This is a genomic window from Actinocatenispora thailandica, from assembly GCF_016865425.1.
In the GTDB taxonomy this organism is placed as follows: Bacteria; Actinomycetota; Actinomycetes; order Mycobacteriales; family Micromonosporaceae; genus Actinocatenispora; species Actinocatenispora thailandica.
This window is the reverse complement of record NZ_AP023355.1, coordinates 1,173,040-1,195,607: the sequence shown is the minus strand read 5'-3', so window position 1 is coordinate 1,195,607 and position 22,568 is coordinate 1,173,040. Positions and strand designations below refer to the sequence as shown.

At 72.8% G+C, this 22,568-nt stretch carries 21 protein-coding genes and 1 pseudogene; 10 read left to right on the top strand and 12 right to left on the bottom strand.

Translation table 11 applies throughout. The features are described 5' to 3' along the window. Nucleotides 1–49 precede the first annotated feature (49 nt). Nucleotides 50–1,957, top strand: a complete 1,908-nt coding sequence (gene nhaA, locus Athai_RS05290; protein WP_203960432.1) for a Na+/H+ antiporter NhaA — start codon at nt 50–52, stop codon at nt 1,955–1,957. Nucleotides 1,958–1,961: 4 nt separating this feature from the next. Here the strand turns inward: nhaA and Athai_RS05285 are convergent, their stop codons facing one another. From Athai_RS05285 to Athai_RS05245, 9 genes are all read right to left on the bottom strand, one after another. Beyond that, on the bottom strand, nt 1,962–2,543 hold the full coding sequence (locus tag Athai_RS05285) for a TetR/AcrR family transcriptional regulator (protein ID WP_203960431.1): 582 nt from the start codon (nt 2,541–2,543) through the stop codon (nt 1,962–1,964). A 29-nt stretch (nt 2,544–2,572) separates the two neighbouring features. Further along, nucleotides 2,573–2,944, bottom strand: a complete 372-nt coding sequence (locus Athai_RS05280) for a DUF427 domain-containing protein (RefSeq protein ID WP_203960430.1) — start codon at nt 2,942–2,944, stop codon at nt 2,573–2,575. 62 nt (nt 2,945–3,006) lie between these two features. Continuing rightward, entirely contained in the window at nt 3,007–4,311 is a 1,305-nt protein-coding gene (locus Athai_RS05275) for an MFS transporter (protein ID WP_239156736.1), read from the bottom strand. A 152-nt stretch (nt 4,312–4,463) separates the two neighbouring features. Continuing rightward, nucleotides 4,464–5,222 carry a respiratory nitrate reductase subunit gamma gene (gene narI, locus Athai_RS05270; protein ID WP_203960429.1) on the bottom strand — a complete coding sequence of 253 codons (759 nt, stop codon included), beginning with the start codon at nt 5,220–5,222 and terminating at the stop codon, nt 4,464–4,466. Nucleotides 5,223–5,292: 70 nt separating this feature from the next. Beyond that, a complete protein-coding gene (gene narJ, locus Athai_RS05265) occupies nt 5,293–5,895 on the bottom strand; it encodes a nitrate reductase molybdenum cofactor assembly chaperone (protein ID WP_203960428.1) in 603 nt (200 codons plus the stop codon). After that, entirely contained in the window at nt 5,888–7,639 is a 1,752-nt protein-coding gene (narH, locus tag Athai_RS05260) for a nitrate reductase subunit beta (RefSeq protein ID WP_203960427.1), read from the bottom strand. The genes narJ and narH overlap by 8 nt, the downstream gene beginning before the upstream one ends. Nucleotides 7,640–7,664: 25 nt before the next feature. Further along, nucleotides 7,665–11,279, bottom strand: coding sequence for a nitrate reductase subunit alpha (locus tag Athai_RS05255; RefSeq protein ID WP_420829820.1), 3,615 nt, complete (start codon nt 11,277–11,279; stop codon nt 7,665–7,667). 89 nt (nt 11,280–11,368) lie between these two features. Further along, nucleotides 11,369–12,325: a tellurite resistance/C4-dicarboxylate transporter family protein gene (locus tag Athai_RS05250; protein ID WP_203960425.1), complete on the bottom strand. Its 957-nt coding sequence runs from the start codon at nt 12,323–12,325 to the stop codon at nt 11,369–11,371. 408 nt (nt 12,326–12,733) lie between these two features. Beyond that, nucleotides 12,734–13,441 (bottom strand): TetR/AcrR family transcriptional regulator, encoded by a 708-nt coding sequence (locus Athai_RS05245; protein ID WP_203960424.1) that lies wholly within the window; start codon nt 13,439–13,441, stop codon nt 12,734–12,736. A 349-nt stretch (nt 13,442–13,790) separates the two neighbouring features. Between Athai_RS05245 and Athai_RS05240 the strand changes: the two are divergent. Next, nucleotides 13,791–15,961: pseudogene (locus Athai_RS05240) on the top strand (MMPL family transporter). Nucleotides 15,962–16,047: 86 nt separating this feature from the next. On the opposite strand, the gene Athai_RS05235 reads toward Athai_RS05240, so the two are convergent. Both Athai_RS05235 and Athai_RS05230 read right to left on the bottom strand, forming a co-directional pair. After that, the gene (locus Athai_RS05235; protein WP_203960423.1) at nt 16,048–16,242 is read right to left on the bottom strand and encodes a DUF397 domain-containing protein; all 195 of its coding nucleotides are present in this window, start codon (nt 16,240–16,242) and stop codon (nt 16,048–16,050) included. 28 nt (nt 16,243–16,270) lie between these two features. After that, nucleotides 16,271–17,281, bottom strand: coding sequence for a helix-turn-helix domain-containing protein (locus Athai_RS05230; RefSeq protein ID WP_203960422.1), 1,011 nt, complete (start codon nt 17,279–17,281; stop codon nt 16,271–16,273). Nucleotides 17,282–17,576: 295 nt separating this feature from the next. Between Athai_RS05230 and Athai_RS05225 the strand changes: the two genes are divergently transcribed. The 6 genes from Athai_RS05225 to Athai_RS05200 all read left to right on the top strand — a co-directional run bounded on the left by Athai_RS05225 (nt 17,577) and on the right by Athai_RS05200 (nt 20,128). Beyond that, nucleotides 17,577–17,723: a hypothetical protein gene (locus tag Athai_RS05225; protein ID WP_203960421.1), complete on the top strand. Its 147-nt coding sequence runs from the start codon at nt 17,577–17,579 to the stop codon at nt 17,721–17,723. Then, entirely contained in the window at nt 17,714–17,899 is a 186-nt protein-coding gene (locus Athai_RS05220) for a hypothetical protein (RefSeq protein ID WP_203960420.1), read from the top strand. Before Athai_RS05225 ends, Athai_RS05220 begins: the two co-directional genes overlap by 10 nt. Continuing rightward, a complete protein-coding gene (locus Athai_RS05215; protein ID WP_203960419.1) occupies nt 17,896–18,108 on the top strand; it encodes a hypothetical protein in 213 nt (70 codons plus the stop codon). The genes Athai_RS05220 and Athai_RS05215 overlap by 4 nt, the downstream gene beginning before the upstream one ends. Then, the gene (locus tag Athai_RS05210; RefSeq protein WP_203960418.1) at nt 18,105–18,395 is read left to right on the top strand and encodes a hypothetical protein; all 291 of its coding nucleotides are present in this window, start codon (nt 18,105–18,107) and stop codon (nt 18,393–18,395) included. Before Athai_RS05215 ends, Athai_RS05210 begins: the two co-directional genes overlap by 4 nt. A gap of 143 nt (nt 18,396–18,538) precedes the next feature. Beyond that, complete coding sequence (locus Athai_RS05205; RefSeq protein WP_203960417.1) at nt 18,539–19,363, top strand: MOSC domain-containing protein; 825 nt, start codon at nt 18,539–18,541, stop codon at nt 19,361–19,363. A 150-nt stretch (nt 19,364–19,513) separates the two neighbouring features. Further along, nucleotides 19,514–20,128: a nucleoside/nucleotide kinase family protein gene (locus Athai_RS05200; protein ID WP_420829819.1), complete on the top strand. Its 615-nt coding sequence runs from the start codon at nt 19,514–19,516 to the stop codon at nt 20,126–20,128. Between the two features lie 250 nt (nt 20,129–20,378). On the opposite strand, the gene Athai_RS05195 is transcribed toward Athai_RS05200, so the two are convergent. Further along, nucleotides 20,379–21,278, bottom strand: a complete 900-nt coding sequence (locus Athai_RS05195) for a GNAT family N-acetyltransferase (RefSeq protein ID WP_203960415.1) — start codon at nt 21,276–21,278, stop codon at nt 20,379–20,381. Nucleotides 21,279–21,337: 59 nt separating this feature from the next. Here Athai_RS05195 and Athai_RS05190 point away from each other — a divergent pair, with 59 nt between their 5' ends. After that, nucleotides 21,338–22,105 (top strand): 4'-phosphopantetheinyl transferase family protein, encoded by a 768-nt coding sequence (locus tag Athai_RS05190; protein ID WP_203960414.1) that lies wholly within the window; start codon nt 21,338–21,340, stop codon nt 22,103–22,105. A 61-nt stretch (nt 22,106–22,166) separates the two neighbouring features. Beyond that, on the top strand, nt 22,167–22,562 hold the full coding sequence (locus tag Athai_RS05185; protein WP_203960413.1) for a hypothetical protein: 396 nt from the start codon (nt 22,167–22,169) through the stop codon (nt 22,560–22,562). Nucleotides 22,563–22,568 lie beyond the last annotated feature (6 nt).

Below are 22,568 nucleotides of genomic sequence, written 5' to 3'. Positions count from 1 at the left end.
CCGGTGCCAGTTGGCAGGCTGGGGGCGTGAACGGGAACGGAAACGGTCGATGACCGAGTCGGGCCGCTGGTCGGCGCGCAGCGCCGGGGTGAACCGGGAGACCGCGCTGCGCAGTTTCCTGCAGACCGAGTCCGGCAGCGCCACCGTGCTGGTGATCGCCGCGGTGGCGGCACTGGTCTGGGCCAACCTCGACGGCGCCGGGTACGAGCGGTTCTTCGGTACCGAGCTCGCCGTGCGGTTCGGCGACGTGGGGATCACCCAGAACGTGCGGGAGTGGATCAACGGCGGCCTGATGGCGCTGTTCTTCTTCGTGGTGGGGTTGGAGGCGCGGCGCGAGTTCGACATGGGCGAGCTGCGCGACCGGCGGCGGATCACCCTGCCGCTGCTCGCCGGCCTCGGCGGGATGGCCGTGCCGGTGCTGATCTACCTCGCGATCAACGCCGGGCAGCCGTCGGTGCACGGCTGGGGTACGGCGATGTCGACCGACACCGCGTTCGCGCTCGGCCTGCTGGCGCTGGTCGGCCGGCGGCTGCCGGACCGGGTTCGCGCGTTCCTGCTCACCGTGCTGGTGGTCGACGACTTCGTCGCGCTCGCGGTCATCACCTTCTTCTACAGCGGCCACGTCACGCTGGTACCGGTGCTCGTGGCGATCGGCACGTTCGGCGTGCTGCTGGTGCTGCGCCGGCTGCCCATCGCCGGCCGGATCATGGGCTTCGTGACCGTCGTACTGGCGGTCGTGGTGTGGGGCGCGCTGCGGGCGGCGAACGTGGAGCCGGTCGTCGCCGGGCTGGCGGTCGGCCTGCTGACCGCGGCGTACCCGCCGGCGAGCGACGACCTGGAGCGCGCCACCGGCCTGTTCCGCTCGTTCCGGGAACAGCCGACACCGGAGCTGGCCCGCACCGCCCAGGCCGGGCTGGCCGCCGCACTGTCACCGAACGAGCGGTTGCAGCAGCTGTTCCACCCGTGGACGAGCTACCTGATCGTGCCGGTGTTCGCGCTGGCCAACGCCGGGATCGCGATCAACGGCGGGTTCCTGGCCACCGCGTACACCTCGCCGATCACGCTCGGCATCCTCTTCGGGTACGTGCTGGGCAAACCGGTCGGCATCCTCGGGGTCAGCTGGCTGGCGAACCGGATCAGCCGGGGCCGGCTGCAGCCGCCGGTCGGCTGGGCGTCGATCGCCGGCGGCGGTGCCATCGCAGGGATCGGCTTCACCGTGTCGCTGCTGATCGCGACGCTGGCGTTCCGCGGCGAGCAGCTGGCCGAGGCGAAGCTCGGCGTGCTGTCCGCGGCGCTGTGCGCGGCGGCGCTGTCCTGGGCGGTGTTCGCGGTGACCGGGCGGCTCGCGCCGCTCCCCCGCAGCCGGGCGCTGCTCGGTACCGGGGAGACGCTGGTGGATCTCGCCGTGCCGGTCGCCGACGACCGGGACCACGTTCGCGGGCCGGCGGTGGCTCCGGTCACGATCGTCGAGTACGGCGACTTCGAGTGCCCGTACTGCGGGCAGGCCGAACCGGTGGTGCGGGACCTGCTCGCCGGGCACGCCGAGATCCGGTACGTCTGGCGGCACCTGCCGCTGCGCGACGTGCACCCCCGCGCGTACCTGGCGGCCAAGGCGAGCGAGGCGGCGGCGAAGCAGGGCGCGTTCTGGCCGATGCACGACCTGCTGTTCGACCACCAGGACGAGCTGCGGCCCAACGACCTGCTGCGGTACGCCGAGACGCTCGGGCTCGACGTGGAGAAGTTCACCGCGGACCTGCGCGGCCGCTGGGTGCAGTCCCGGGTCGCCGACGACGTCGAGTCCGCCCAGCTGTCCGGCGTGTCCGGCACGCCGTCGTTCTTCATCAACGGGCGGCGGCACTACGGCGCGTACGACATCGAGTCGCTCACGACCGCGGTGAAGACCGCCAAGGCCCGCGCGCTGATCCGCAGCATCGGCGAGGACGCCGAACCGGCCTGACCGGTCAGGTGGCGGCGTCGAGCAGGGCCGCGGCGGCGGCCCGGGCGGTGCGCGACACGGCGGCGGGGTCGTGGTCCATCCGGGCCGACACGCTCGTCCCGTCGTAGATCATGTGCAGCTGGTGCGCCACCGCCGTCGGGTCGGTCACGCCGGCCTTCGCCGCCAGGTCGGCGAAGACGCCGCGCAGCCACGCCCGGTACCGGTCGGTCTCCTCCTCGACCACGCCGCCGCGCGGCGACTCGGCGCTCGCCGCCACGAACGGGCAGCCGTTGAAGCCCGGGGCGGCGCAGGTCTCGGTCTGCGAGTCGAAGATGGCGAGGATCTGCTCACGGGGGTTGTCGGACCGGGCCATGGCCGCGGCGACGCGGTCGGCGATGCGCGCGTGCCGGCCCGCCAGGTACGACCGGACCAGCTCGTCCTTGCTGCCGAACGTGCTGTACAGCGAGGCCTTGGCGACGCCGGCCCGCTCGATGATCCGGTCGATGCCGACGGTGTGCACGCCCTCGGCGTAGAACAGCTCGTTCGCCGCCGCGAGCAGCCGTTCCCGGGGTGGCCTGCGGCCTCCCGGTTCCGTCTTCGTCCCCATCGCGCACACCTCCGGTCCGGCTGGTCGTCTCACGGCTCGACGGTGATCTCCACCTTGTTCGGGTAGAACGCCAGGTGCCCGGCGATCTGCTCGACCGCAGGGTACGGCGTGCGGTACGTCCAGGCCGCGTCGACCGCCTCGTCGCCGTTCACCGCCACCGTGTAGTACGCCGCCTCGCCCTTGTACGGGCAGTACGTCGTGTTGTCGGTCGGCCGCAGCACCGCCGGGTCGAGCGCGTCCACCGGCAGGTAGTGCACCGGCGGGTAGCCGGCCTCGCGCAGTTCCACCGAGGCGGTGGTGTCGGCGAGAACCGTGTCGCCGAGGCGGACCGTCACCCGGGCACTCGACGGCGCCACCGTGATCGGATGGTCCGGACCCGGAATCCTGCGTTCGCGTGTCATCGTCTCCCTTTCCGTCCCCGCCGTCCGGCCGGGACCCGATCGTGGCCTTCTCGTCAAGGGTGCTACTCGCCGGCCGGATCGGGTAGCCGGTCCGGGCAGCCGGAGGCGGTCGCGCCGACCGTCGCCCGGACGGGTTCCGGCCGGGGGGACGGCGCGGCCGGCCGGCGCGGGCGCCGCAGCAGCAGCCCGGCCAACGCGAGCGCCCCCAGCACGAGCACGCCGATGCCGTAGTCGCGGGCCGCGGCCGGCAGGCTGCCCAGCCGGACCGCGAGCACCCCGCCGAGCACCGCCGGGCCACCCATGCCCAGGTAGCACACGATGTAGAGCAGGGACAGCACGCCGGCGCGCTCGTGCGGCGCGGCCAGCGGCACGACGGTACGGATGCCGCCCTGGAACCCGGCGCCGAAGCCGAGCCCGGCGATGGCGGTACCGACGAAGAACCCGACCGCGGAGCCGGCCGACACCGAGCCGACCACCAGCGCGATCCCGGCGAGCAGCCCGATCGTGCCGAGGTGCAGCACGGTACGGGCGGGCACGGTGCGCAGTGCCAGCACCGGTACGGTGCCGACGGCAGCGGCGAGGAACAGCCCCAGCCCGCCCAGCAGCGGCGCGTGCGAGTGGGCCATCCCGGCCACGATGCCGGGTGCGAGGGCACCGTAGAAGCCGACCAGCGACCAGACCGCGAACAGCACCGGCGCGGCCACCGCGACCGCGCCGCGGGTGGCCCGCGGCAGGCTCAGTTCCGGGCGCAGGCTGCGCAGCGCGCCGGGCGCCCGGGTCACCGTCTCGCGCAGCAGCAGTACGCCGATCGCCTGCGCCAGGTAGGCGGCGATCAGCAGCAGGTAGATCAGGTGGGTCGGGAACGGCAGGAACTGGACGACCGCGGCCGAGCCGACCACCCCGACGGCGGTGCCGATGCCGGGCGCGACCGAGTTGGCCAGCGCGCCGCGCTCCTTGTGCAGGTCGAGCATGCCGGCGCCGACCGCGCCGATCGCGGCACCGGTGGCCACCCCCTGCACGGCCCGGGCGACGAGCAGCGCGGGCACGCTGCCGGCGGTGAGGAACACGATCATCGCGGCGACCGCGATCCCGAGCGAGACCAGCAGTACCGGTCGCCGGCCGAGGTGGTCGGAGATGCGGCCGAGCAGCAGCAACGACACCAGCACGGCGAGGGCGTAGGTGCCGAACACCACGGTCGTGGTGATCGGCGAGAAGTGCCATTCCGCGGCATACGTCGCGTACAGCGGGGTCGGCGCGGCGGAGGCGGCGAGCAGCGTGACGACGATCGAGGCGAGCAGCAGCAGCGCCGCGGTCGGATGCCGCGAGGCGGGACGGCCGCGAAGGTCGGGCATGGTCGCGCCGGTCATGATCCCCCGGAAGCTCGGGTCGTGGGCCGCCCCGGCGGCTCACGAACAGACAGGTCTGTCTAGACGACTACCGACACTAGACAGGTCTGTCTGGCCAGGCAACCGGCTCGACCGCACCGGCGGTGTGAGCTGCCTCGCTCCGGCCGGGCCGATCAGCGGGTGCGGTCCCGGGTACCGACCGGGGACCAGGCGCGGGCGGTCGACGCGCCGGCGCCGTGCCGGCCGGCCGCGTCCCGGGAGCGGTACACCAGGTAGGGCCGGAACAGGTAGTGCACCGGCGCGGTGAAGGCGTGCACCAGCCGGGTGAACGGGAAGATCGTCAGCAGCAGCATCCCGATCAGGGTGTGGATCCGGTAGTCGACCGGCGCCGCGGTCATCTTGCCGATGTCCGGCTGGAACCAGAACAGCGACCGGAACCACGGCCCGACCGTGGCGCGGTAGTCGTAGCCGCCGGTCGATGCCCGCTCGATCGCGTTGAACGCCAGCGTCACCCACAGCCCGGCCAGGATCGCGGCGACGAGCACCACGTACATCGCCTTGTCGTTGCGGGTGGTGGCCATGAACACCGGGCCGGTGGTGCGGCGGCGCACGATCAGCAGCACGATCCCGGCGAGGGTACCGATGCCGGCGACGCCGCCGAGGGTGAGCGCCAGCGCGTGGTAGCCGGTCTCGGACAGCCCGAGCGCGGACGTGAACGACTCCGGTACGACCAGCCCCATCAGGTGCCCGAGCAGCACGAACAGCAGCCCGAAGTGGAACAGCGGCGAGCCCAACCGCAGCAGCCGCGACTCGTACAGCTGGGACGAGCGGGTGGTCCAGCCGAACTGGTCGTAGCGGTAGCGCCAGATCGTGCCGCCCACCAGCACCACCACCATCGCGTACGGCAGCACCGCCCACAGCACGATGCTCATCGCCGTTCCTCTCTCGTCGAAGCAACGAAGCAGGATGTGCGGCACCCGTGATCCGCTCGCCGACGCTCGTTCATCGGGGCCCCCTCTGGTACGGCTGGAGTGGCAGGTCGAGGCCGACGGTCTCGGTCGGCGGCCCGGTCCGGGCCAGCGCGAGCGCCGCCGCCCGGTCGGCGGGCTGCTCACCCGGCAGCGTGTCGCACAGCGCGCCGACCACCTCCGCGTACGGCGAGCCGGCGTCGGCCAGCGCCAGCCGCAGCAGCGCGAGGCCGGCGCGGTGCTCGACCAGCAGCTCGCGGCCCACCCCGTCCGGCGCGTGCGCGGCGAACTCGCACACCGCGGGCAGGAAGTCGGGCAGCTCCCCCGCCGCGACGGCGAACCCGTGCCCCGCGTACCGCCGCTTCAGCGCCGCGAGCGACCCGCCGCGGCGCCGGGTGTCGCCGTCGGAGTACCAGGTCAGGTAGAGGCAGCACCGTTTCCGGAAGTCGAAAGTGTCCACATAGGACGACTGCAGTTCGGCCAGCGGTGTCGCGCCGAGCGTGGCGACGAACCGGGTCAGCGGCGCGATGCCGGCGGTCGCGTCCCGCAACAGCGGGAGCAGTTCCTGCAGCCGACGGTCCGGGTAGCACAGCAACAGCGCCACCGCCTGCCAGACGGTACGGTCCCGGTCAGCCACGGCCCGACTCCCCCGCTTCGGGCCCGCCGGGACCTACCGGTGGCCGTCCGGCACCCGGATCCGGGCCCCGGGCTTCACGCTCGACGGCCGCGGGCGGCTCGCTCGGCGCCGGGAACATGCCCTCCGGGCGACCGGAACCGTCCCAGTTGAGCAGGTTGTAGCGGTGCTCCGGCTCGGATCTCGCGTCGCTCTCCTGCCGCTGCCGCAGCGCGTGGAACGTCTCGATCGACACCGGTACCGGCCGGCCGGAAGCCTCGCCGAACGGACCCGAGCCGTACATCCCGGGGCCGCCCTCGGTCTCCAGCGAGCAGCTGAACTCGTCCAGCTGCGCGGCCTGCTCGGCGTGCGCGGTCGGAATCACGTACCGGTCCTCCCGCTTCGCGACCGCGAGCAGCCGGTACATCTCGTGCAGCTGCGCGCCGGTCATCCCGACCGCGGCGGGGATCGACTCGTCGGCGTCCTCGCCCAGGTTCTCCGCCCGCAGGTACGAGCGCATCGCGGCGAGCCGGCGCAACGCCGAGGCGACCGGTGCCGGGTCGCCGGCGGTGAACAGCTCGGCGAGGTAGCCGATCGGGATGCGCAGGCTGCCGATCGCGCCGAACAGGTTGGCCGCGTCCTCGCCGTCGTGGCCGGTGCGGGACAGCACGTCCACCACCGGCGACAGCGGCGGCACGTACCAGACCATCGGCATGGTGCGGAACTCCGGGTGCAGCGGCAGGGCGATCCGGTAGGTCTTCGCCAGCCGGTACACCGGGGAGCGGCGGGCGGCGTCCAACCAGTCCTCCGGGATTCCGTCCCGGCGTGCCGCCGCGACGACCTCCTCGTCGTCGGGATCCAGCAGCAGGTCCAGCTGCGCCGGGTACAGCTGCTTCTCGTCGGCGACCGCCGCCGCCTCGCCGACCCGGTCCGCGTCGTACAGGAACAGGCCGAGGTAGCGCAGCCGACCGACGCAGGTCTCCGAGCACACCGTCGGCAGGCCGACCTCGACCCGCGGGTAGCACAGCGTGCACTTCTCCGCCTTGCCGGTGCGGTGGTTGAAGTAGATCTTCTTGTACGGGCAGCCGGTGACGCACATCCGCCAGCCTCGGCAGCGGTCCTGGTCGACCAGCACGATGCCGTCCTCGGTCCGCTTGTAGATCGCCCCGGACGGGCAGGCCGCCATGCACGACGGGTTGAGGCAGTGCTCGCAGATGCGCGGCAGGAAGAACATGAACGCCTTCTCGTACTCCAGCCGCACGTCCTCGTTCGCCTGGCTTCGCATCCGCTGCAGCACCGGGTCGGCCGGCGCGCGTTCGGGGGCGCCGGCCAGGTCGTCGTCCCAGTTGGCGCTCCAGGTGATCTGGGTGTCCTCGCCGGTCAGCAGCGACTTGGGCCGGGCCACCGGGAAGTCGTCGGAGAGCGGCGCGTCGATCAGCTTCTCGTAGTCGTAGGTCCAGGGCTCGTAGTAGTCGGAGATGTTGGGCAGCACCGGGTTGGCGAAGATCGACAGCAGCCGCCGGAACCGCCCGCCGGAGCGCGGCCGCAACTTCCCGCGGGCGGTGCGCACCCAGCCGCCGCGGAACTTCTCCTGGTCCTCGTACCGGCGCGGGTAGCCCAGCCCCGGCCGGGTCTCCACGTTGTTGAACCAGACGTACTCGGTGCCGGCCCGGTTGGTCCAGGTCTGCTTGCAGGTCACCGAACAGGTGTGACATCCGATGCACTTGTCCAGGTTCATCACCATGCCCACCTGGGCCATCACCCTCATCGGCAGCGCGCCTCCCCACCGGTGCTCATCGGTACCGGACCTGCTGGCTGCGGCGGCGGACCACGGTGATCTCGTCGCGCTGGTTGCCGGTCGGGCCGAGGTAGTTGAACGCGAACGACAGCTGCCCGTACGCGCCGATCAGGTGCGTCGGCTTGACCAGCACCCGGGTCAGCGAGTTGTGCATGCCGCCGCGGCGGCCGCCGGTCTCCGAGATCGGCACGTCGATGGTGCGCTCCTGCGCGTGGTGGACGAAGGCCGTACCGGTCGGCATCCGGTGGCTCACGATCGCCCGCGCGACCAGGATCCCGTTGCGGTTGACCGCCTCCACCCACTCGTTGTCGGCGACCCCGATCGCGGCCGCGTCGGCCACCGACAGCCACACCGTCGGCCCACCCCGGGACAGCGACAGCATCAGCAGGTTGTCCTGGTACTCGGAGTGGATCGACCACTTCGAGTGCGGCGTGAGGTACCGCACCGTCACGCTCGCGCCATCCGGGCCGATCCGCGGTTCGCCGAACAGCGCGGCCATGTCCAGCGGTGCCCGGTAGATCGGCAGCTGCTCGCCGAACTCGGCCATCCAGTCGTGGTCCAGGAAGAAGTGCATCCGGCCGGTCAGGGTGTGCCACGGTTTGCCCCGCTCCACGTTGAGGGTGAACGGCGCGTACCGCCGGCCGCCCTTCTCGCTGCCGGACCACTCCGGGCTGGCGTGCACCGGCACCGGGCCGGCCTGGGTGTCGGCGAACGTGATCCGGCTGTCCGGGTCGGCCAGGTCGGCCAGCGGCTTGCCGACCCGCTCCTCCAGCGCCCGGAACCCCTGCTCGGCGAGCCTTCCGTTGGTGGTGGCGGACAGCGCGAGGACCGCCTCGGCCATCTTCGCGGCGGTGTCCAGCGCCGGCCGGCCGGCCGCCGCCCCGGACGACATGACGCCGCCGGTCGCCGCGAGCCGCGCCACCTCCTCGTCCGGCCGGTACGTGACGCCCTTGTTCGGCAGGCCCAACCGCTCGGTCAGCGGCCCGAGCGCCCGCCACTGGTCCCCGATCGCCGGGTAGTCGCGTTCCACCACGGTCACCGCCGGCATGGTCCGCCCCGGCACCGGCCGATCCCCGGTCCGCCGCCAGTCCGGTACCGTGCCGCCGGGCTGCGCGGTCTCCCCCGGGGTGTCGTGCTGCATCGCGGTGACCACCAGGTCGCGTCGCCGGCCGAGATGGTGTGCGGCCAGCTCGCTGAACCGGTCGGCGAGCGCACCGAACAGCGCGTAGTCGGTGCGCGCCTGCCACGGTGGGTCGATCGCCGGGTTGAACGCGTGCACGTACGGATGCATGTCGGTCGAGGACAGGTCGTGCTTCTCGTACCAGGTGGCGGCCGGGAACAGCACGTCGGACAGCAGTGAGGTGGAGGTCATCCGGAAGTCCGCGGACACCAGCAGATCCAGCTTGCCCTCGGGTGCCTCCTCCCGCCACACCACGTCGCGCGGCCGGTGTTCCGGGGGCGTCTGGCCGGCGCGTACCTGCGCGCTGCCGGTACCGAGCAGGTGCTTGAGCAGGTACTCGTTGCCCTTCCCGGACGAGCCGAACAGGTTGGCGCGCCACAGCGTCAACACCCGGGGCCAGTTGCGCGGATCGTCCGGATCCTCGGCGGCGAACCGCAACCCGCCGCTGGCCAGCCGGTCGGCGACGTAGCCGGCCGGGTCGTCGCCGGCCAGCTCGGCCAGGTCCAGCGGGTTGGCGTCGAACTGGGGGTACGACGGCATCCAGCCCAGCCGCGCGGACAGCGCCAGGGTGTCCGCGGTGTGCATCCCGTCCAGCATCCCGCGGGCCAGCGGCGAGGCGAGCGCGTTCGCCGGGTAGCCGTCGTAGCGCCACTGGTCGGCGTGCGTGTACCAGTAGCCGGTGCCGATCATCTGCCGCGGCGGCCGGGACCAGTCCAGCCCCATCGCGAGCGTCTGCCACCCGGTCAGCGGCCGGCACTTCTCCTGCCCGACGTAGTGCGCCCAGCCGCCGCCGTTGCGGCCCATGCTGCCGGTGAGCATCAGCAACGTCAGGATCGCCCGGTACGCCGCGTCGCCGTGGAACCACTGGCACACCCCGGCGCCCATGATGATCATGGATCGGCCGCCGGACCGGCGGGCCGAGTCGGCGAACTCGCGGGCGATCCGTTCCGCCGCCCCGGCCGGTACCGAGGTGATCGCCTCCTGCCAGGCGGGCGTGTACGGCTGCGTCGCGTCGTCGTACCCGGCCGGCCAGTCACCCGGCAACCCGGGCCGGGACACCCCGTACTGGGCGAGCATCAGATCGAAGACGGTGGTGACGAGCTTGCCGTCGATCTCCCGGGCGGGCACCCCACGCCGCAGCACCCCGTCGGTGTCGAACCGGGGCAGCAGCACCTCGACCGTCCGGGTGCCGGGCCCGGACAGCGACAGCAGCGGCGTCACGGCACCGAGGTCGAGGTTCCACTTCCCCACCCCCGAGTCCGCGTAGCGGAAACCCAGCGATCCGTTGGGTACCACCGGCTGCCCGGTCGCCGAGTCGAGCAGCACGGTCTTGTGCCTCGCCTCCGGCGCGGCGTCACCGAGATCGGCGGCGGTCAGGAACTTGCCCGGCAGGTACGCATCGTCCTGTGTGGACAGTGTGACCAGGAACGGCAGGTCGGTGAAGCGGCGGGCGAAGTCGGTGAAGAAGTCCACCTGGGTGTCCACGAAGAACTCGCGCAGGATCACGTGGCCCATCGCCATCGCGAGCGCCGCGTCGGTACCCGGCTGGGCGGGCAGCCAGGCGTCCGCGAACTTGGTGTTGTCCGCGTAGTCCGGCGACACCACGACCACCTTCGTACCGCGGTAGCGCACCTCCGACATCCAGTGCGCGTCCGGCGTCCGGGTCACCGGCACGTTCGAACCCCACATCACCAGGTAGGCGGAGTTCCACCAGTCGCCCGACTCCGGCACGTCGGTCTGGTCGCCGAACACCTGCGGGCTCGCCACCGGCAGATCGGCGTACCAGTCGTAGAACGAGGTCATCACCCCGCCGATCAGCTCGATGAAGCGCGAGCCGGCCGCGTGCGAGACGATCGACATCGCCGGGATCGGGGAGAACCCGGCGATGCGGTCCGGACCGTACCGCTTGATGGTGTGCACGTGGGCCGCCGCGGCGATCTCCAACGCCTCGTCCCAGGACGCCCGCACCAGGCCACCCTTGCCGCGGGCCCGCTGGTACCGCTGCCGCTTGGCCGGATCGCCGGTGATCTCGGCCCACGCCGTCACCGGGTCGCCGAGCCGGTGCCGCGCCTCCCGGTACATGTCCAGCAGCACCCCGCGCACGTACGGGTAGCGCACCCGGCTCGGCGAGTAGGTGTACCAGGAGAACGCGGCACCGCGCGGGCAGCCACGCGGCTCGTACTCCGGCGAGTCCGGCCCCACCGACGGGTAGTCGGTCTCCTGCGCCTCCCAGGTGATCACCCCGTCGGAGACGTACACCTGCCAGGAACACGAGCCGGTGCAGTTCACTCCGTGCGTGGACCGCACCACCTTGTCGTGCGCCCACCTGTTGCGGTAGAAGGCATCCCCCTCGCGGCCACCCCGCCGGTACACGTCGTGCAGGTCCGGCGACACCTCCCGCCGGGTCAGCAGCCGCCCGGCGCGCAGCAGCGCCGCCTGCACCGCGCCGTCGTCCACCGGCCCGATCGCGGCGCTCCGGTCACCGGGCGGTGGTCCAGCGGTGCCGTCGCGGTCGACCGTCATGGCGTCCCCCTCACGTCCAGCGCGGCGCTGCGCAGCCTGTTCGCCGCGCCGTACGCGACCGCCGCCCACACCGCCAGCGCCGGCCAGATCAACACCTGCCCGGCGGTACGGATCGCCGGCAGGTGCGCCGCCATCCCGAGGTTGATGCAGGCGGTCGCCGTCATCCCGAGCGGGAACACCGTCGACCAGCGACGCACGTCGTAGCGCGGCCGGCGCCAGACCGCCTCGGCGACCGCGAGCACCAGGTACCAGCCGACGGCGAGCGCCCACAACACCAGGGCCGCCACCCGCAGCGCACCGCCGGGAACCCCGAGCAGACCGGCGGCCAGGTACAGCTTCGTCGCGGCCAGGGTGGAGATCGCCAGCGCGCCGCCGGCCACCCAGTGATCCCCCGCCCCGCGCGCGACCTGCCGGAAGTCGAACGTGACCAGCACGCCCGCGTACGCCACCAGCCCGGCGACGAACAGCACCCCGGCCACGACCGCCAGCCAGCGCAGCTGCTCGGCGGCTCCGATCGACGCGGCCAGCACCACCAGCCCCTGCGTCGAGACACAGAGCAGGAAGTTGGCCCCGACCGTCGGTTTCTGCCAGTGCGCCAGCACCAGCGGCAGCAACACCAGCCACAGCGCGGCGGACAGCGCCAGCATTGCCGCCGCCACCGGTAGCCAACCCAGCATGCTCAGCCGGGTGGCGAGCACGCAGGTACCGGCCACCCCGGTCAGCGATGCCGGTACGTCGGCGTCGGCCACCCAGCGGGCCCGGTGCACCAGCAGCCGGTTCAGGAACAGCACCGCGAGCGCCAGCCAGAGCACCGCGGCGATCACGACCAGCACGTACGACAGCCACCGCACCGGCACCCCGGCCATCCCGGTCGACAGGATCGCGGTACCCATCACCGCGGCGCCGGCGCCCGGCGGCACCGTCGACACGACCCGGCCCAGCTCACCGTTCACGCTGCCTCCGCCGCGGGGAGCACGTCGACTGTTCGTCCGCCCGTTGCCGCGAGCACGCGGCCGGGCTCATCGTGGCGCCGGGAACGACACCGGGCGGAACCGGCGGTACCTCCGTGGCCCGCCGATCCCGCCCCGACGTGATCCTCGGTCGGTGACGGTCACCTTTCGGAGCGTAGAAGCGCGGCGTGCCGCGCGCACCACTTTCCTCGCTTTCGGCCGCTCCGACGCGCCATGCTCTGGGCAGCTCCGACGCGCCGCGCTCTGGGCAGCTCCGACGCGCCGCGCTCTGGGCAGCTCCGACGCGCCGCGCTCTGGGCAGCTCCGACGCGCCGCCGGGTGCCCCGTCCGGTCCCGCCGGGCGGCCCTGGTGCCGGCCGGCCGGCGTTCACCGGGCCGGCGAGCGTCCGGTCAGGAGCGGTTGGCGGCCCGGTGCCGGCTGGTCGCGGGGGCGTCGGCGTTCGCGGCCAGCAGCGCGTCCAGGCTGCCGCGCGCGGACCCGACGTCCTGCCGGGGCAGCGGGATGCCGCCGAGCGCCAGCACCTCGATGGCCTCGGCCGCGAACTGCCGGCTCGGGGTGCGACCACCGGCCGCGTGCCAGGCCTCGATCGCCAGCTCGTAGACCGCCGCCACCAGCGCGCCGGCCAGCGCCGGGACGACGGTGTCGGCGGCACCGGCCAGCCGGTGCCGCATCTCCTCGGCCAGTTCCCGCCGGAACTCGGCGACCTCGCCGTGCATCGCCGCGCGTACCGCCGGGTTGGCCGCCATCAGGTCCTGCGCGGCGAGCGCGCGCGGCACGTCGACCGTCTCGTCGTACCGGGCCAGCGCGCCGATCAGCGCCTCGCTGAGCGCGTCACCGATCGGCGCGTCGACCGGGATCGCCCGCAACCGGTCCAGCACGCCGGCCAGGCCACCGCCGATGTAGTGCAGCGCCAGCTGTTCCTTCGTCACGAAGTGCCGATAGACGGTGCTCGGCGCCACCTCGGCCGCGGCGGCGATCTCCTCGATGGTGACCTGCTCGTACCCGCGGTCGGCGAACATGTCCAGCGCGGTGGCGGCGATGCCCTCCCGGGTGCGGGCCATCTTGCGCGCCCGCAGCCCGTCCGCCTTGCTCACCATCCGCCCATCCTATGAGGTGCCGTTCCCCGGACCCGGCACGCCGGAGAGGCAGGTGCGGACGGCTAGGAAGCGGGCGACAGGCCCACTGCCACCAACATCGTGGGCAGCACCAGCAGGATCCCGCCCTCCCCGGGCGAGCCAGGTGGCCGGGACCGCCGGGCGCGCCGGTCGCAGCGCGCCGGGTCGCAGCGCGCCGGGTCGCAGCGCGCCGGCCGCGGCGCGCCGGGTCGCAGCGCGCCGGGTCGCGGCGGTGCGGCGTGACCGGCTCCACATCTTCACGGGAGTCACTCCCAGGCGAGAGTCACTCCTGCGAGACTGGCGGGCAGTGACCGTCGAACGAGGAGTGTCGATGTCTGGTCTGCTCTACCGACTGGGCCGGTTCGCGCACCGGCGCCGGTGGTGGGTCATCGCCGCCTGGCTGGTCGTCCTGGTGGGCATGGCCACCGCGGCGGTGACGCTGAAGGGCACCCTCGCCGACACGTTCAGCGTGCCCGGCACCCCGCCCAGCAGACCATCGACCAGCTGCACCGCAGCTTCCCGGCTGCCTCCGGCGGTACCGCCCAGCTCGTGGTACAGGCGCCGGCCGGGCACAACCTGCTCGAACCGGACATCGAGCGGCAGGTGTCCGCGACCACGGGGCAGCTGGGCAAGGTGGACGGCGTCGTCGGCGCGCTCAGCCCGTACCAGGCGAAGACGATCTCCGGCGGCGAGCACCGCACCGGGTACGTCACGATCCAGTTCGTCGAGCGCGACCAGCAGGTCAGCGACGCCACCAAGAGCCGCATCCAGCAGCTCGCCGCCGAGCTGCGACACGACGGGCTGCGCGCCGAGGTCGGCGGCCAGGCGTTCAGCAACGCCTCCCAGATCGGCAGTACCGAGGCGATCGGCGTGGTGGTGGCGGTCGTGGTGCTGCTCGTCGTGTTCGGCTCGCTGATCCCGGCACTGCTGCCGCTGGTCACCGCGCTGGTCGGGGTCGGCATCGGCTATCTCGGCATCACCGCGCTGTCCGGCGCCATCTCGATGAACAGCGTCGCACCGGTGCTGGCGCTGATGATCGGCCTGGCGGTCGGCATCGACTACGCGCTGTTCGTGGTGTCCCGGCACCGCGGCCAGTTGCGGGACGGGATGCCCGTCGCCGAGTCGATCGGCCGGGCCAACGCCACCGCCGGCTCGGCCGTCGTGTTCGCCGGCACCACCGTGTTCATCGCGCTCGCCGCGCTGTCGGTGGTGAACATCCCGTTCCTGACCATCATGGGGCTGGCCGCCGCCGGTACCGTCATCGTCTCGGTACTGGTCGCCGTCACGTTGCTGCCCGCGCTGCTCGCGGTCGCCGGCCGCCGGCTGGACGCGGTGCCGCTGCCGATCCTGCGGCGCCGCCAGGCCCGCGCCGGCGGGGAGCACGGGTTGGGCGCCCGCTGGGCCGGCTTCGTCACCCGGCGCCGGATACCGGTGCTGGTCGGCGGCCTGATCGTGCTCGGCGTGCTGGCCATCCCGGCGCCGAAGCTCAGCCTCGGGCTGCCCGACGCCGGCGCCGAGCCGGCCGGCTCCGGCAGCCGCGCCGCGTACGAGCTGATCGCCGACAACTTCGGTCCCGGCTTCAACGGCCCGCTGGTGGTCGCCGCCGACCTGCGCGGCACCCCCGACCCGACGAAGGCGGCGTTCGCCGTCCGGCAGCGGCTGGTCGGCACGGACGTCACGGCGGTGGCGGCGCCCCGGTTCAACGACCACAAGACCACCGCGATCATCACCGTGATCCCGTCGTCCGGCCCCAACGACCAGCAGACCAAGGACCTGGTCAACCGGATCCGGGACGACGCCGGCTCGATTCAGCGCGCGACCGGCGCACAGATCGGGGTCACCGGCAGTACCGCGCTCTACATCGACATCTCGTCCCGGCTGTCCGACGCGTTGCCGGTGTTCGTGCTGATCGTCGTCGGGCTCTCGCTGGTACTGCTGGCCTTCGCGTTCCGCTCGCTGCTGGTACCGCTGAAGGCGGCGATCGGGTTCGTGCTGTCGCTGCTCGCCGCGATCGGCGGGGTGGTCGCGGTGTACCAGTGGGGCTGGCTCGCCGGCGCCTTCCACGTCGCCGAGTCCGGCTGGGTGCTCAGCTTCCTGCCGATCCTGCTGATCGGCGTGCTGTTCGGGCTGGCGATGGACTACGAGGTGTTCCTGGTGTCCCGGATGCGCGAGGAGCACACCCGGCACGGCGACCCGCAGCAGGCGGTACGCACCGGGTTCCGGCACGGCGCCCGGGTGGTCACCGCCGCCGCACTGATCATGATCTCGGTGTTCGCCGGGTTCATCTTCGGCGACAACATGACCGTCGCGTCGATGGGCTTCGCGCTGGCGCTCGGCGTGCTGCTGGACGCCTTCCTGGTCCGGATGACCCTGGTACCGGCGGTGATGTCGCTGCTCGGCCGCTCCGCCTGGTGGCTGCCCCGCTGGCTGGACCGGATCCTCCCGCACGTCGACGTCGAGGGCACCCCCGAGCCGGAGCGCACCCCGCAACCCGTCGCCTGACCGCCTCGTAGGTCTTGCCTGCGAATTGAGTCCATACAACGAGATCCCGGGCCTGGTGGCGGCCGGGGATCTCGTTGGTGTTGGGCCTAGCGGGTTGTGACGGCTTCGGTGAACGCCCGGAACGCGGCCGGCCCGACCATCAGCACCGGCCCCTCCGGGTCCTTGCTGTCTCGGATGGCGACAATCTCCGGGAGGTTGTCGGCCACCTCTACGCAAGCTCCGTTGCTGCCCGATCGGCTACTCTTGCGCCAGTTGGCGCGGGCGAGGTCTGGCAGAGACATCCCGCGCCTCCTTTCTTGCCTCGCGGATCTACAGGTCCTCCGCGAGCTTACGCATCAGCCGTTGTGAGGCATCCACGGAGAGCGCGTCGTTGCACAGGCTCTCCCACGTGGCGCTGTAGCGGGTGAGCTGATCGGATTCCTCCAGATACAGAGCGCTCACCATGTTGTCCAGGTACACAACCCGTGGATCGGCCGTGTCCGGCAACCCGGCCGGGGCCGAAGGAAAATCCAACAGGATGAACGGGCCGTCGACACCGGCGTGGGCACCGGCCTCAAACGGCAGGACCATCACCTTGATATGCAGGTGCTCCGCCGTCAGGTCAAGGATCCGTTCCAGCTGACCGCGCAGCACCGTGCGGCCACCGATCGGCCTGCGGATCACCGACTCGTCGAGGATGAACCGCAGCTGAGGCGGGTTGTCCGCGGTCAGAAGCTCCTGACGTTCCATCCTCAACTTCACGAACCGATCAACGTCGGTGGGCTGCCCTGGCAGCGGAACGGCGCGCATCACGGCACGGGCGTAGTCCTCCGTCTGCAGCAGACCGGGCATCACCCCGTTCTCGAAGTTACGGATCACGGAGGCGGCACCCTCCAGCCCGACGAACTTGCCGAACCATTCCGGCATCGCTCGGGTGTAGACGTGCCACCATCCTCGGGATCCCGCGCTCGCGGCGAGATCCAGCACCGCCTCGGCCTGCGGCCCGGTGATCTTGTAGACGTCGAGCAACCTCGTCACGGCGTCGGGGTGCGCACGGATCTCTGCGCGTTCGATGCGGGCAAGCCACGATGCGTCATGGTTGACCCGCTTGGCGACCTCGGCGGGTTTCAGGTCGAGTCGCTCACGGAACTCCTTCAACGCAGCGGCGATGACACGGCGCTTCGCCGTCGGGTTCTTCCTTTGCGTCATATGGCCAGTGTCATCCCTTGGCGGACGATGAGCAACCGCCTTATGCGACTCGCCAATAAAAATCTGCCTCTTGCGGATTTCGGTTGGCGGGTCCAATATGGCCATGTCGATATCACCGTCGTCATCTGCCACAGGTACCGAGGGGATGTCCGAGCAGTCGGACCGTGGGTGCGCGCTTCGCGGAGCAACGACTCGCGGTTCGGCTGGAAGGCGGCTCGTCGTCGTACCCGGCGGGCCGGAGAGAAAGGTGGGGGCGCGGTGTGTGCTTGCCGGCTGCACCGCGCCCCCGCCCCATCGTCAGCTTGGAGGCCAGACCGATGGAGCTGTTTCACGCTACCCTGACCGCGCTGCGGCGACTACGGACCCGCATCGGCGCTTGGCGCGACGAGATCGCCGCCCGGCCGATCGACCCGAACGGGTGGTGGCGGTGATCGCCGCCTGGCGCGCCCGCCGCGCCCGCACCCGCCGCATCCGCGCGATCCGCCGCGCGCTGCACCGCTACGCCGACCCGCTCGACCCGTACGCCGCGGCGCTGGCACTCGCGGCCCGCCGGAAGGCCCGGCCATGGTCGTGATCCCCGGCGACCGCGTCCGCATCGGCCGGCACGACCTCACCGTCGCCGAGGCGTACCTACACGGCCCGCACCTGACGCAGATCACCAGCACCGACGGCCGCACCTGGTGGGCGCCACCAACAGCAGTACGCCGCCTCGACCCCGAACCGCTCCCGGTCACGGAGTCGTGGCGGTGAACCGGCCCGACGTCGGCGATGTGGTCAGGCTGCCCGGCTGGTTGCCGGATCCACCGTACCGGGTGCTCGGCGTCCGCGACCCCGGCATCGACGGGCACCTGTGGCTCGACGGGTACCTCATCGAGGACACCGGCATCACCGTGGCGAGCTACCTGGTGCCGGTCAATCGGCTACGCCCGCTGCCCGACCCCACCTGGGACCAGGCGTGAGCGCCGTCGACGTCACCGGGGCCATGCCGCTGCCCGGCGACCAGGTACCCATCTCGCCCGCGGTGGCGCCGCTCGCGGTCGGCGCGGACATCCTGACCGTGCTGTGGGTTCAGCACTGCGAAACGCCCGGCTGGGCGTACCTGACGGGAACCTGGCCAGGCGGCCAGGCGGCCCGCGTGATGGTCTGGCTCGACCACCTGGTCCTGCGCCGCCCCACCCCCGCTGACCCAGACCGCCGTGTTGATCATGGGATTGTCCGCTCCGGCAGGCGATTGCCGGCCGGATAGACCCACGATCAACGCACCCGGCGCCATGATCAACGCACCGGGTTGGCAACGCGCGCCGCGCCACAGGTCCCGGATCAGCGGACCGGCCGTGGCAGTGTGGTGGCGCACAGCGGTACGGCAAGTTGGCGGATAGGTTGGGCGGCATGCGACTGAGCCGGATCCGGATCTATCCCGTCAAGTCGACCCGGGGCAGCGAGCTGGCCGAGGCCCCGGTCGAGCCGTGGGGGCTACGCGACGACCGGCGCTGGCTGGTCGTGGACGCCGCCGGTGACAACCTCACCGCCCGGACCAACGACCGGATGCTCACGGTGACGGCCACACCGACGCCGGACGGCATCAGCCTGACCGCACCCGGGTACGGGTCGCTGGCGGTGCCGCGGCCCAGTGCCGACGCCGAGTCGCTGCCGACCCCGATCCGGCACCTCGACCGGTGCCGCGCCGCCGGCAAGGCCGCCGACGACTGGCTGTCCGAGGTGCTCGGCGCACCGGTGCGGCTCGGCTGGCAGGACGACCCGCAACGCCGGCCGGTGGCCGACGACCACGGCGGCCGGCCCGGCGACCACGTCAGCCTGGCCGACGACGCGCCGCTGCTGCTGACCACGACCGCGTCGCTGGATCGGCTCAACGAGTGGGTGTCCGCCACCCGGGCCGAGCGCGGCGAACCGGCCGGCGACCCGCTGTCGATGGTCCGGTTCCGGCCGAACGTGGTGGTCGACGGCGCGGCCGAGCCGTTCGCCGAGGACGGCTGGGACCGGGTCACGATCGGCTCGGTGCCGTTCCGGTTCGCCGAACGCTGCGACCGGTGCGTGCTCACCACCATCGACCCGGACACCCGGGTACACGGCAAGGAGCCGATCCGCACCCTGTCCCGGCACCGGCGCCACGACGGCAAGGTGTGGTTCGGCGTCCGGCTGATCCCGCTGGCCACCGGCACCATCCGGCTCGACGACCCGATCACGCTCGGCTGACCGATGCGCACCGAAGGCCGCCCGTCGTCCCCATGCCCGGCCGGCGCGAACCCCGCCGCGGGAGGTGGCGACACCTCCCGGAACGGCGGGGAAACCGGCGCCACCGGTACCGCCAGGGGTCGCGGGGGATGCGGCGCGACCGGTGCCGACATCGTGGGTGTGGGAGCCGCGGTGGCCGCGGCCCGGGTGCTCGCGGACCGGCCGGGGCTGGCGGTGCTGGGCATCGTGGGCGCGCCCGGCGCCGGCAAGACCACCCTGGCCGAACGGATCGTCGCCGAGCTCGGTGACCCGGCGTGCCTGCTGCCGATGGACGGCTTCCACCTGGCGAACGCCACCCTGGCCCGGCTCGGCCGGGCCGACCGCAAGGGCGCCCCGGACACCTTCGACGCTGCCGGGTACGTGGCGACGCTGCGCCGCATCCGGGCCGGCGGCGAGACGGTCTACGCGCCCCGGTTCCACCGCGAGGTCGAGGAGTCGTACGCGGCGGAGCTCACCGTCGATCCGGCGACCACCCGGCTGGTGGTCACCGAGGGCAACTACCTGCTGCTGACCGAACCGCCGTGGTCGCCGGTGCGCGGCCTGCTCGACGCCTGCTGGTACGTGACGGTCGACGAGGCGCTGCGGCGGCGCCGGCTGGTGGACCGGCACCGCCGGTACGGCCGGTCCCCCGCCGCCGCGCGCGCCTGGGCACACGGCAGCGACCAGCGCAACGCCGACCTGATCGCCGCCACCCGTCCCGCCGCCGACGCCGTGGTGCGCCTCTGACACCGAGCCGGCCGCGCCCGGAACAGGCCGCAGGCGGACCGCAGGAACCGCGCGAGGAGATCCGCGCGCGGACCCGCCCCGCCGGCAACGTCCGTTCCGTGCGCATCACGCCAGGGCCCGTCGCCTCCCGGTCACCGGTCAGGGGTCAGGGGTCAGGGGTCAGCGGTCAGCGGTCAGCGGTCAGCGGTCAGCGGTCAGCGGTCAGCGGTCAGCGGTCAGCGGTCAGCGGTCAGCGGTCAGCGGTCAGCGGTCAGCGGAGCGACTTGACCAGGACCTGCTCCACGGGCCGGTAGCCGAGGGCGTCGTAGAGCGCGCGGGCGCCGTCGTTGAAGCCGAACACCGACAGGCCGATGGTGGCGAGCCCCGCGGTACGGCACCGGTCGTGCATCGCACGCAGCATCCCGGCCGCGTGGCCGCGCCGCCGGTGCGGCTCGTACACCAGCAGGTCGAGGACGAACGCCGAGCCCGGATCCACGCAGTACCAGAGGAAACCGACCGGTTCGCCGCCCGCGTAGCCCATCAGGAACCGCTGGTCGGGGGTGTCGCGGCCGGCGGGCAGCAGCTCGGCCAGCTCCCGCTCGGCCCGGGCGGCGGCCTCGGCCGCGGTGGCGCACTGGCCGGCGCGCAGCATCTCGGCCGCGTAGTCGGACTCCTGGTTGGCGCGAAAGGCCGCCCACTGGTCGGCGGTCATCTCGCGCAGCTCGCGCCGCGGTCCGGCGTCGTCGGCGTCGGTCAGCGCGCGCCGCATCTGGGTGTTGACCACCCGGTATCCCGGTGCGCCGGGGTACCTGTCCGGCTCGAACATGCTGATCTTGATGGCGTCGGCGCCGATTCCGGCCGCGTACCGCTCCAGCGCCGGCAGCAACTCCTCCCCGGCGAGATCACGGACGAGTGCGCCGCGGCCGTCCAGACCCAGCCAGGCCTGGCCGACCACCTCGGCGCCGACCCGGGCGAGCAGCAGGTGCTCACCCGGCGTGTCCGGCCCGTCCGGCAGCAGGGTGCCGAGCGCCCGGTCGACCGTCGCCTCCGCCGCGGAGTCGGCCGGATCACGCCGTCGGACGAGCCGGGCGCGCACCGGTGCCAGCCACTGCTGGTACTGCGCGGAGCTGACCGGCGCCCACTCGATCGTGCGGACCTGATCATGCGTCATGGCGTGCATGGTGCCGGTCGGTGCGCCGGTCCACAAACCGATTCCCTACCGTGTCTCGCATGGCCGATGTCGAGGTGTGGGTGGCGGACGCGGTGGCGCTGGCCGACCGGGCCGAGCCGCTGCTGTCGGCGGCCGAGGCCGAACGTTCCCGGCGGTACGTGTCGGCGGCGGCGCGGCGGCTGTTCGTGCTGTCCCGGGCGCTGCAACGGCTGCTCGGTTCGGCGCGCCTCGGGGTGCCCGCCGACCGGGTCGAGATCGGGCGGCGCTGCCGGCTGTGCACGGCCGGCGGCGACCACGGCAAGCCGTACCTGGAGGGCGCGCCGGGCCTGGACTACTCGGTGTCGCACGCCGGCAGACTGGTGCTGCTCGCCTGGTCGCCGGGCTGCCGGGTCGGGGTCGACGTCGAGTGGCTGGACCGCCGGCTGGATCCGGCCCTGCTCGGCGCCCGGACGCTGGCCGCGGCCGAGCAGGCCGGCCTCGACGCGCTGCCCGCCGCGGACCGGCCGGCGGAGTTCCTGCGGTTGTGGACCCGCAAGGAGGCCGCGGTCAAGCTCGCCGGGCACGGCCTGACCGTACCGCTGGCCGCGGTCCGGGTGGACGGGCCGACCGCGCGGCTGGCCGAGCCACCGCCGGGGTGGCCGGCCGAGCCGCTGAGCCTGACCGCGCTGCCGGTACCCGACGGGTACACCGCGGCGCTCGCGACGACCGCGTCGCCCCGGCTCGCGCTGCGCGAGGTCATCGACCTGCGCAACGGTGTCGAGCTGGGCCCACCGGCGGCAGGTCGGGCGACCCGGGGGTTGCCCGTCGAGCCGGGAACCACCAACTAGCCATTGACAAGTTCAGCACGCTCCGGCAATCTAGTCGTCGACTAGATTGCCGGAGGAAACCATGGACCCGATCAGGCTGTTCACCGTCATCGCGCTGGTCGCCGTGCCGACCGTGATGTTCGGCGGCTACTCGCTGCTGCGGCTGCTACCGACCGGAAAACTCACCGACCAGCAGACCGCGTCGTTCCGAGCCGGGCACGCCCACGCCGGAGTCCTGCTGATCCTCACCCTGGTCGTCCTCGACCTGTCCGGCCGCGGCGGCCTCGGCGAGACCGCCCGCTGGATCCTGTGCCTGCTGCTGCTCGTCGGCGTACTCGCCCAGTCCGGTGGGTTCTTCGTCCACCTGGCGATCGGCAAGCGCGGCAGCTGGTCGGCCGGCAACACCCTGACCGTCGCCGGCGCCGTGCTGCTCGCCGCCGCGATGATCATGGCCGCCGTCGGCGTCGCCACCGGCTGACGGCCC